Raw genomic sequence first — 10,746 nt, 5'->3', positions numbered from 1 at the left:
CGGATTTTTTCGGGTGGGGACGAAACAGGGAGTGTGATGATGAAGTCTTTTCTCAAAAATATGTGGAATGATCAAAGCGGCGCATCGGCAGCTGAATATGCGCTGATCCTCGCGATTGTCGGCACCGGCATTGCGCTGGCGGCGGTTGTTCTTGGTGGCTCTATCGGTAATGCGATGAATAAGTCATCGAATTGTATTTCTGCTACTACAGCAACAAGAAACGCTGCTTGCCAATAATCTTGGGGGTGCTGCATGTTATTTAATGCTGCGGCACCCTTTTGATTAACTAGCTGTATGTGGAGAAGAGTAAGATGAAAAATTTTCTCAAGAATATGTGGAACGATCAAAGCGGCGCATCGGCAGCTGAATATGCGCTGATCCTCGCGATTGTCGGCACCGGCATTGCGCTGGCGGCAGTTGTTCTAGGTGGCTCTATCGCTAATGCGATGAATAAGTCATCGAATTGTATTTCTGCTGATTCCGCTGGTAGAAATGCTGCCTGTCAGTAATCTGTTGGGGTGTTGCATGCAGTTTAACGATGTAACACCCTTTTGATTATTTAGTAGTATTTTGGGGTGGCTATAAACTTCTATAGCTATTCGATGTCGGCTTCGGCCTTCACGCATTTCGGGGGAAAGCGTCACCATGCCACAGCAACGATCATTGATCGTGATAGCCCTTGCCATCGTGCTGGGGCTTGTTGCCGTTTACCTGGCCAATATCTGGCTGGGCGGCGTCGAGCAGAAACAGCAGCAGGTTGCTGCGCCGACCATGGCCAAAGTGGCCGTGGCGCGGGTCGAAATGGACTATGGGACGGAAATCACCCCTGAAATGGTCCAGATCGTCGATATGCCGGCGGCCAATCTGCCCCAAGGCGCGTTCGGTTCGATGGCCGAATTGTTGCCGATGAACAAGCCACGCGTGGCGATCCGCCCGATTGCGGTGAACGAGGTGATCCTCGCTTCCCGCGTCTCCGGCGAAAATGGTCGGGCATCATTGTCGGCATTGCTGCATCCTGACATGCGCGCTGTGTCCGTGCGGGTGAGCGAAGCTTCCGCCGTGGCCGGGTTCGTTGTGCCGGGTGAAATCGTCGATGTGCTGATTACGCGGACGATGCCGTCGACCGATGGGTCTTCGGGCGAAGTCACCGATGTGTTGTTGCAGCAGGTGCGTGTTCTCGCGATGGATCAGAACGCCAGCGAAAACACCCAAAAGCCGGTTGTCTCCCGAACGGCTACGCTGGAAGTGAGCCAGGTCGATGCGCAGAAGCTCGCGCTGGGTGAGCGGGCCGGGGCGTTGAGCCTCGTCCTGCGCAAATCGGGCGAAGCGAAGAAAGATACGCCGAACATCGTGACAACGGTCAGTGTCGAAGACCTGCGCGATGGGGCCTATGGCGGCGGTTTCCGCAATGCAGGGCCAGCCTTTGTGCCAAGCGCGCCCAGCATGACTACGACGTCCGCCAGCCCGGCATGGCGTCCGGCAAAGGCCGTGCGTCGCAAGCCGTCCAACCAAGTCACCGTTCAGGTTGTGCGCGGCACGACCAACACCAGCTATGAGGTTCGTCGTCATGCAGGGTTCTAAGTCCTTCGCCCGCGTGGCGCTCTTGATGGCTGCCACCGCGTTGCCGCTGTCGCCGATCATGGCATCTGGCGTGCAGGCCATTGGCGGCGACGCCGGGGCGCTGCATTCCGGCCAGCTTGATGTGCCGGTCAACAAAAGTCAGGTGCTGCGCGCCGACACCCCATTCACCAAGGCGATGATTGGCAATCCCGACATTGCCGACATCATGCCGATGAGCAACAAGTCGCTTTATGTCCTTGGTAAAAAGGCCGGGACGACGACCTTGATGCTGTATCAGGGCAGCACACTGACCTCGGTCGTGGATGTGACGGTCGGCCCGGATGTCGTGTCGCTGCGTCGCCAATTGTCCGATCTGATGCCGAATGAGAAGATCGCGGTGCGGATGTCGAACGAGTCCGTCGTACTGTCGGGCGTCGTATCGAGCGGCCCTGCCATCGACCGCGCCCGCCAGATCGCCGGCACCTATGCCGGTGACAAGGTCGTCAACATGCTGTCGATCGGCGCCTCGCAACAGGTGATGCTGGAGGTCCGCTTTTCGGAAGTGAACCGCACCGTCGGCAAGCAAATCGGCCTCAATCACAGCTTTGAAGGCAATAAAGTGTCGGGTGTGATTGGCGATGGCGTCGATCTGTCTTCCACGTTGAACAGCGCCTTTGGTGCGGGGTCAGTGGCCTATTCAATCGGCAGTTTGAAGCTGTTTTCGACGCTGGATGCGTTGGAGCGCAAGGGTCTGGTCAAGACGCTGGCAGAGCCGACATTGATCGCCTTGTCGGGTGAAACCGCATCCTTCCTTGCAGGTGGCGAATTCCCGGTGCCTGTATCGCAGGATAATAGTAATGGTGGTAGCGGTGGCGGCTCCATCACGGTTGAATTCAAGCCGTTTGGCGTTGGCCTTGGCTTTACCCCGACCGTGCTGGACGATGGCATCATCAACATGGTGGTCGAACCGGAAGTCAGCTCGATCGATCCATCCGCCTCTGTCACTGTTAATGGCTTGAACGTGCCGGGTCTTCAGACTCGCCGTGCCAAGACAACGGTCGAATTGCGCGATGGCCAGTCCTTTGTGATTGCGGGCCTGTTGCGCAATGATTTCAACGATACCATGCGCCAGATGCCGATCCTTGGGTCAATTCCGATCCTTGGTTCATTGTTCCGTTCGACCGGGTTCCAGAAGAGCGAAACCGAACTGGTCATCATCGTGACGCCACGTCTGGTGCGACCGATGAAGCCAGAAGACGTCCAACTGCCGACCGACCGAGTGGGCAATCCGCATGAGCTCGACCTTTTCCTGTTGGGTCGGACAGATACGGCGGTGGGCATCAATCCGCTTGATCCCAATGCACCGCCGCCGGAACAGCGTATGTCGAAATCTGGCGCGGTCGCACCAGCACCGGTTCCGGCACCTGCTGGGCAGGGCAATCCGAAGACGGGGCTGGACGGCCCGGTCGGCCATGAATTCTAGGAGTCAGGCAATGAACATCAGAAATCTGGCCGTTGCGCTCATGCTGGTGCCGCTTGCGGCCTGCACCGCGAATGACACGACATTTGGCGGTGCCGTGCGACACAATGTGGCGATGCAGGTCATCGATCCGGACCCGCAATATCAAGGTACGCCGATGGAAGGTGGCGATGGCGAAGTCATCGGCAAGGCCGTCGAGCGTTACAAAAAGGGTGCGGTCAAGCAGACTGTTTCCGTCAAGACGACAGAAGCAGTGAGTTCCAAATAATCGGGAGTTTTTCGTTCATGTTACGGGGCTGGATCAAGCGGGGCTGGCAGGACGAGAGGGCTGCAGTTGCGCCGACGGTCGCGCTTGCCCTGTTCGGCTTGATCGCGGCGGGCGGTCTGGCGTTCGATTATGCCCGAATGGCGGCGCTGGATACCGAACTCCAGAATGCGGCGGATCAGGCGGCATTGGCCGCGGCCAGCCAGCTTGACGGGATTGTGGCCGATACCGCCACTGCCGAACTTGGCGCACAGGCGCGGGCGACCAATGCCGCCAGCCAATTGGTCCAAAATCTCGCAGTATTCGCCAATGACGGCAATGCGTTCGCGGTTACGATTCAATCTGTCACTTTTTGTAGCGCGTTCAACGATGCGGTCGTCGACACGACTGCGGCCTGTACTGTGGCTGCCGGTGATGCGGACACCAAGGTTGCATGGGTGACGGTTGCCTCCCGCAAGGCCGTTTATGCGTTGACGCCGGTGATGGCACTGATGGATTCCGGTAACATGTCGGCGGAGGCCGTCGCCGGACTTGGCGCAGCGATTTGCAAGGTGCCGCCGGTCATGATCTGCAACCCGCAAGAAACCGGGGGCAATACCAGTTTCAATGTGGGCGCGCTGGTCGGCAAGGGCCTCAAGCTGGTGTCAACTGGGGGTGGTGGATGGGCGCCGGGGAATTACGGCTATCTCAACACCAATGGCGGCAGCAGTGGCGCACCGGGTATTCGCGAGGCGCTTGGTTGGGACACGCCGCCGGGGCAATGTTTGCCTGAAACTGGCGTTGATACCAAGCCGGGGGTGACCGTTACCGTGACGGATGCGCTCAACACCCGTTTTGATATTTACGATAATGGCGCTGGCGCAGGTTGCCCCTCGGGCGGCAATTGTCCTGCATCGATCAATTCGACCAAGGATCTGGTGCGCGCGCAGGGCAATAATGCCGCCAGTTGCACCCTTGGCAATAATGGCTGGAAAGAGGTGGGTACCACCAGCGCAGATGTATATTGGCCAACGACGAACCAGACGCTCGCAGCTCAGGGGATGAATGCGCCAAAGGCAATGGGCTATCCGCGCGACATTTGTCATGCGATTGATTCTGGCGCTGCCGGTGCATGTACGACTGCTGTTGGTAGTGGGATATGGGATCGAGACGCTTATTTTAAGACGAATTATGGTTGGGCGACTGCCAGCGCATGGCAGACCAATACCAATACGGCTCTTAATCCCTTGCCATCCAATCCCACCCGTTATGATGTGTATGTTTGGGAAATTCTCCATCGTGGGGAAACAGTAGGTGGGCGAGCGATCCTCAGTACGTCTGGTCGCGGCACCGGCGTCGGTAATGGTGCAAATGAATTACGTGCGTATAATGCCTCTGTATGCAGCGATATCAAGGGATATGGCACAGGCACAGTGCCGGGCGGCAGTGTGGTTGATCGCAGGCGTTTGTCGGTCGCGGTCGTCAATTGCCTTGCCAATAGCGTCAACGGCAGTTCAACCAACGTCCCGGTCGAAACCTGGATCGATGTATTCCTGACCGAGCCATCGGTCAATCGAACGGGGCGTACACAGGCTGGCGACATTTATGTCGAGGTCATTGAAGAAGCGACTGCCGGGGCATCGGGCGCGACTGCAGGTCAGGTGATACGGCGCGATATGCCGTATTTGATCCGATGATGGGCGATGTTCGCGCCTTTTTGTCGCTCTGGTCCGACCGCACCGGCACAGCCGGGGCGGAAATGGCGCTGGTGACGCCGTTGTTGATGATCATTATGTTCGGTGCGTTCGACCTTGGCAATTATTTCTACAGCCAGCATGTCGTGGTGAAGGCCGTGCGCGATGGCGCGCGTTATGCGGCGCGGCAGGGCTTTGGCCATTATAGCTGCCCGACCGGATCGGCCACTGGCACCGTCGTCGATGCGGCGGGTGTAACGGCGGCGACCTTGCAGACCAATGTGAGCGATGTCACCCGGACGGGCAAGCTGCACCCGGTCGCGACGGACTCGAAGGACAGCCCACGTCTTGCCTATTGGACGACGACCTATGACAGCCCCAATACAGCGGTCAATTTGGCGGTGAAATGCACGCCGATCACTAATTACAGCGGAATTTATAAAGGGGCGCCGGGCGGCGTGCCTACGGTACGGGTGTCGGCAGACGTGAAATATCAGTCCTTGTTCAACACCATCGGTTTCAATGCGACGACGCTCTATATGCGGGCGGAATCCGAAGCGGCGGTGATGGGGTTATGAGCGGCTTCCTCTCTCGTCTGCGGCGTTCGCGCAGCGGTGCCACGGCGGCGGAGTTCGCGCTCGTGCTGCCCGTATTGTTGCTGTTCTTGTTAGGGATCATCGAGGTCGGGCGGCTGATGTGGTTTTGGAACAAGGCGGAAAAAGCCACCCAATTCGGCGTGCGCTATGCCGTCGTGACCAAGCCGGTGCCGACGGGCCTTGCGGGCTATAATTTTAACGGTGTCGGTGGCCTGACGCAGGGCGATCTCATTCCCGATACGGCTTATGGCCGGATGACCTGCACCAGCACGGGTTGCACCTGCGATACGGGTACGTGCGGTTGGGGCACAGCAGCGGACAATGCCGCTTTCACCAAAATATATGATCACATGAAATTGATATTGCCGGAACTGCAGGTCGCAAATGTAGTGGTGCAATATTCGCCATCGGGTCTGGGATATGCAGGAAATCCCAGTACGACCATGCCCGATGTTTCTCCGCTGGTGACTGTCGGCATTACGGGACTGGTCTACACACCAATGTTGTATACGTTGTTTGGAAGTACAGGGATTACTTTGTCTGATGGCCTTTTTCAGTCGTCGTTGACGATGGAAGACGCGTCGGGCGCGGTATCGAATTAAGGGACATGTTGTGACTAAAATGGGAGAACGCGACATTAACGGCCAGAACTTCAACGTTCATCGCGAACAATCGGTGGCGCGGATGCTGATGTCTGCGCAGGAGATCGCGGAACTCAATGTCATTGGGACTGACATTGCGGGTTTCACGATCATTGCGCATGCGATTGATGCCGCGGCCAAGATTCCGGTGGATGATGTCGCATCGTCGCAGGTGTTGCTGGTCGAACTGCGTCAGGATGATCCGGCGTCGATGCAACGGTTGGTCAGCCTGTGCGAAGATGTGCCGAACGGGCGCATCATTGCATTGGTCCGCGATCCATCGATTGCCGTTGTGCGCCTGTTGATGCGCAATGGCCTGACCGATGTGCTGACCTTGCCGCTGATGCGCGACGAACTGGAGCAGGTATTGCACCAGATTCGCGATTCCATGCAGGAAGAGGCGGTTGCGGATCATCAGCTTGGCAAGGTCGTGGCGATCATCCCAAGCGTGGGCGGCGTGGGCGTGACGACATTGGTGACGCAGGCGGGCGCGTTGCAAGCGCATCGCGATGAAGACCTGTCGCGTGAGGCCTGTATCATCGATCTCGATCTCCAGTTCGGCAATGCGGCGACCTATCTAGGTCTTAATCCATCGCTGACGGTGGCGGATATGATCGAAGCCGGTCCGCGCCTTGATCGCGATATGCTGCTTGCGGCCTGCGCCAAGGGGCCATTGGGCGTCCGGGTAGTGGCTGCGCCGCCGGACATCATGCCATTGGAAGCGGTCAGCACCGATCAGATTTTCAATCTGGTCGATCTGGCAGCCCGCGAATTTCGCACGGTCTTCCTCGATTTGCCGTGCAATTGGACGAACTGGTCCTTGTCGCTGATCGGGCGGACAGACCTGATCATCTTGGTGATCGAGCTGACCGTGGCGAGCCTGCGTCAGGCGCGCCGTCAGCTCAATTTGCTGGCGAGCCAGGGTCTGCAAAAGGTGCCGGTGATGATCGTCGCCAATCGCGTGCAAAAGCGCCTGTTCCGCACCATCAGCCTCGCCGATGCCGAACAGGCGTTGAAGCATCCGGTGCATTATTCGATTGAAAATGACTTCCCGTTGCTCTGCACGGCGCAGGATCAAGGGGTGTTGATCGGTGACATCAAATCAAAAAGCAAGGTGGCCAAGGATCTGGTGACCATGCTGGAAGGATGCGATGAAATGTTAGGACGCAGCGAATGAGCATGTGGCAGATCAAGAAGCCGGGCGAAAATTCTCCGCCCATCGACAATGAACCGGCTGTTCGGCCGACGGTGATGCAGAACGGCGTCGCGCGTGGGTCGGGCGTCGATCGTGCGACGATTGATCTCAAGGTGGAAATCCACCGTCAGCTCCTTGATCTGATTAACCTGTCGGCGCTTGAAACCATGTCGCGCGCGCAGGTCGAGTCCGAAATCGGCGATATCGTCCAAGAACAGCTCGCGAAACAGCACCACGCGCTTAATCTGGAAGAGCGTCGCCAATTGGTTTCGGACGTGCTGGATGAATTGCTGGGTCTCGGGCCGTTGGAGCCTTTGCTCAAGGACCCGAGCATCACCGATATTCTCGTCAACGGCTATAATACCGTGTTCGTTGAACGCGGGGGCCGGTTGGAAGAAACCCATGTCCGGTTCAAGGATGAACGCCATTTGCTGCGGATCATCCAGAAGATCGTGTCGGCGGTGGGCCGTCGCATCGATGAGTCCGCGCCATTGTGCGATGCCCGACTTTCCGATGGCTCGCGCGTTAATGCCGTGATTCCGCCTTTGGCGGTCGATGGGTCGTCGCTCTCGATCCGTAAATTCGCCAAAGTCCCGATCCGCATGGAAAAGCTGATCGAATTCGGCAGCGTGCCGGAACCGATGGCGCAGGTCATGCAGGGCATCGTCGCAGGACGACGCAACGTGCTTATTTCCGGCGGTACCGGTTCCGGTAAGACGACGCTGCTGAACGCGATGTCTGCCTATATCGATGGCCGCGAACGCATCGTCACGATCGAAGATTCGGCGGAATTGCAGCTGCAACAACGCCATGTTGTCCGGCTTGAAACCCGCCCGCCCAATATCGAAGGCAAGGGCGAGGTCACCCAGCGCGATCTTGTGAAGAATGCGCTGCGTATGCGGCCTGATCGTATCATCATCGGTGAAGTTCGCGCCGGCGAGGCGTTCGACATGTTGCAGGCGATGAACACCGGCCATGACGGGTCGATGACCACCGTCCACGCCAATACCGCCCGCGATGCATTGACCCGTATCGAACAGATGATCGGGATGAGCGGGATCGACATTGCGCCGCGTTCCGCACGCAACCAGATCGCCTCGGCCTTGAACATCGTGGTGCAGGTCGCCCGTCTGCCGGACGGCAAGCGCCGGGTCATCAGCCTGTCGGAACTGACCGGCATGGAAGGGGAGGTCATCACGATGCAGGACATCTTCCGGTATAAGCTGACTGGGCGCGCCGATGACGGTTCCGTTCTCGGCCATTTCGAAGCGACGGGCATTCGACCGAAGTTCATGACCGAATTGCATGACCGTGGCATCAACCTGCCGGCGGAACTTTTCCGCCCCGATCAGAAGTTCTAACGCCATGACCACAGACATGCTGCGCCTTGCGATCCTGATCTTGCTTTTTATGGCGGTGATGCTGTCCAGCGAGGCGTTGCTGAGCTGGTATCGCGGTCGCAATTACAGCGAACGGGCGGTCAACCGGCGATTGAAGTTGATCGAAGGGGGGATGGCCCGCGAGGCCGTGACGTCCAAATTGCGGCTCGATACCGCTGCGCCGACGGTGCTGCCTGCGCCTTTCGATGGCTTCGAGCATCGTCTTGCCCATATGCTGCATGCGGCGGGCCTGAATTTCCAGCCGATCTTTATCCTGCTGTTGATGGTAGGCGGGATGCTGGCGATTATCGGGAGCGTCAGCCTGCTGACCTTTAGCGGGGGTCGCCAGATGTCGCTTGGTACCTTTGTGATGGTGGCCAGCTTCGCCTTGGCGGTCTCGGTGATCTTGCCAATGATGGTGTTGTCGCGGATCGCGGCAAAGCGGCGCAAAAAGGTGGAAGCGCAATTCCCGGTGGCACTTGATGTGTTTGTGCGCGGTTTGCGCGCCGGCCATCCGATTGCGTCCGCGCTTGATCTGCTGACCACGGAAATGTCCGATCCGATCGGCAGCGAGTTCGGCCTTGTCGTCGATGAAGTCACTTATGGCGCGGAATTGTCGGATGCGTTGCAGTCGATGGCGGATCGCTGGGAATTGCAGGACATGCAGATGTTCGTCGTCAGCCTGTCGATCCAGCGGGAAACGGGCGGTAATCTTGCGGAAATCCTCGAAAATCTCGCTTCAGTGATCCGTGATCGCGCATCGATGTTCATGAAGGTGCGCGCGCTCAGTTCCGAAGGCCGGATGACGGCGGTGATCCTGACCGGCCTGCCGATCATGGCATTTTCGGCGTTGTTCATGCTCAATTCGTCCTTTTACCTCGATGTGGCGGACGATCCGGCGTTTATTCCGGGATTTGGCGGGCTGCTGATATTGTATCTGATCGGCTATTTCACAATCCGTCGCATGATTAACCTGGAGGTCTGATGATGGCGAGTATCACCGCATTCGGATGGGACAGGGTAGCGCTGTTATTGGCGATTTTTGTCGTTGTCGTGCTTCTCGTTGTCGTTGCCAGTGGCGCGATTTCCCGGCGTCTGGCCGTGCAACGGCGCGTGGCCGAAACCATGTTGGAAGATAGTTTTGGCGGTTCGGCGACGCTGCGCAGCGAAGTAACCAAGAATATCTGGACAAGCTTGATCGACAAGATCGAACAAGGCGGTCTGTCGCTTGCGGATACGCGTGAAGACAGTTTGCGGGCCAAGATGATCGCGGCGGGCTATACCTCGCCTTATGCGTCGCGCTGGTACACGCTGATCCGTATCGTCACGACCTTGTCATTCCCTGCCTTGGTCCTGACGCTGGCACTGCTGTCGCAAAATCCGCCGTCGATTATCAAGCTGTACTTCATGGGCGCGATTTCCGCGTTGTTCGGCCTGTATATCCCCAATGTCTGGGTCTCGGCGCGGGCAGACCGGCGGCGTCATCAGATCACCAATGGTTTTCCCGATGCGCTTGATCTGTTGCTGGTGTGCATCGAGGCGGGTCTTGGCATGGAGGCTGCATTTGATCGGGTCGGGCGTGAAATGGCCCTTTCGCACCCGCTGATTTCCGAAATGCTGGCGACGATCGTGCTGGAAATGCGCGCGGGTCGCAGCCGGGAAGAAGCCTTGCGCCGCATGGCGGACCGCGCACAGGTCGATGAAATCAAGGCGTTTGTGACCCTGCTTATCCAATCCGATAAGCTCGGTTCAAGCATCGGCACGACATTGCGGATCTATTCCGCCGAAATGCGTGAAAGACGCCGGATGCGGGCAGAAGAAAAGGCCCATCGCCTGCCGGTGCTGCTGTCAATTCCGCTGGTGGCGTGCATGTTGCCGGTGATGATCGGGGTGCTGATGCTGCCCGCCGCCATTCGCGTTATCCGTCAATTGATTCCCGCCATGGGAGGTAACTGAG

General features: G+C 58.0%; 12 protein-coding genes. All 12 read left to right on the top strand.

Translation table 11 applies throughout. From position 1 onward, the window contains the following. Positions 1-39: 39 nt before the first annotated feature. Positions 40-237, top strand: a complete 198-nt coding sequence (locus K6117_RS03300) for a Flp family type IVb pilin (protein ID WP_246604871.1) — start codon at positions 40-42, stop codon at positions 235-237. A gap of 74 nt (positions 238-311) precedes the next feature. Next, the gene (locus K6117_RS03295) at positions 312-509 is read left to right on the top strand and encodes a Flp family type IVb pilin (RefSeq protein ID WP_246604789.1); all 198 of its coding nucleotides are present in this window, start codon (positions 312-314) and stop codon (positions 507-509) included. Positions 510-669: 160 nt separating this feature from the next. Further along, entirely contained in the window at positions 670-1,581 is a 912-nt protein-coding gene (gene cpaB / locus K6117_RS03290; RefSeq protein WP_343211747.1) for a Flp pilus assembly protein CpaB, read from the top strand. Next, positions 1,553-3,043, top strand: a complete 1,491-nt coding sequence (locus K6117_RS03285; protein WP_246604787.1) for a type II and III secretion system protein family protein — start codon at positions 1,553-1,555, stop codon at positions 3,041-3,043. Before cpaB ends, K6117_RS03285 begins: the two co-directional genes overlap by 29 nt. Positions 3,044-3,053: 10 nt before the next feature. Further along, on the top strand, positions 3,054-3,308 hold the full coding sequence (locus K6117_RS03280; protein WP_221792293.1) for a hypothetical protein: 255 nt from the start codon (positions 3,054-3,056) through the stop codon (positions 3,306-3,308). Positions 3,309-3,325: 17 nt separating this feature from the next. Further along, positions 3,326-4,981, top strand: a complete 1,656-nt coding sequence (locus K6117_RS03275) for a pilus assembly protein TadG-related protein (protein ID WP_221792292.1) — start codon at positions 3,326-3,328, stop codon at positions 4,979-4,981. After that, positions 4,978-5,556, top strand: coding sequence for a TadE/TadG family type IV pilus assembly protein (locus K6117_RS03270; RefSeq protein WP_246604786.1), 579 nt, complete (start codon positions 4,978-4,980; stop codon positions 5,554-5,556). Before K6117_RS03275 ends, K6117_RS03270 begins: the two co-directional genes overlap by 4 nt. Beyond that, positions 5,553-6,176 (top strand): TadE/TadG family type IV pilus assembly protein, encoded by a 624-nt coding sequence (locus tag K6117_RS03265; RefSeq protein ID WP_221792291.1) that lies wholly within the window; start codon positions 5,553-5,555, stop codon positions 6,174-6,176. The genes K6117_RS03270 and K6117_RS03265 overlap by 4 nt, the downstream gene beginning before the upstream one ends. Positions 6,177-6,186: 10 nt before the next feature. Next, positions 6,187-7,392: a CpaE/TadZ family protein gene (locus K6117_RS03260; RefSeq protein WP_221792290.1), complete on the top strand. Its 1,206-nt coding sequence runs from the start codon at positions 6,187-6,189 to the stop codon at positions 7,390-7,392. 2 nt (positions 7,393-7,394) lie between these two features. Continuing rightward, entirely contained in the window at positions 7,395-8,771 is a 1,377-nt protein-coding gene (locus K6117_RS03255; protein WP_425514685.1) for a TadA family conjugal transfer-associated ATPase, read from the top strand. Positions 8,772-8,775: 4 nt separating this feature from the next. Then, entirely contained in the window at positions 8,776-9,774 is a 999-nt protein-coding gene (locus K6117_RS03250) for a type II secretion system F family protein (RefSeq protein ID WP_221792289.1), read from the top strand. Further along, the gene (locus K6117_RS03245; protein ID WP_221792288.1) at positions 9,774-10,745 is read left to right on the top strand and encodes a type II secretion system F family protein; all 972 of its coding nucleotides are present in this window, start codon (positions 9,774-9,776) and stop codon (positions 10,743-10,745) included. The genes K6117_RS03250 and K6117_RS03245 overlap by 1 nt, the downstream gene beginning before the upstream one ends. The last annotated feature ends 1 nt before the right edge of the window (position 10,746 follow it).

It is taken from the genome of Alteraquisediminimonas sediminicola (assembly GCF_019740335.1).
In the GTDB taxonomy this organism is placed as follows: domain Bacteria; phylum Pseudomonadota; class Alphaproteobacteria; order Sphingomonadales; family Sphingomonadaceae; genus Alteraquisediminimonas; species Alteraquisediminimonas sediminicola.
The sequence above is the reverse complement of the archived record's forward strand: the minus strand, read 5'-3'. Positions and strand labels throughout refer to the sequence as shown.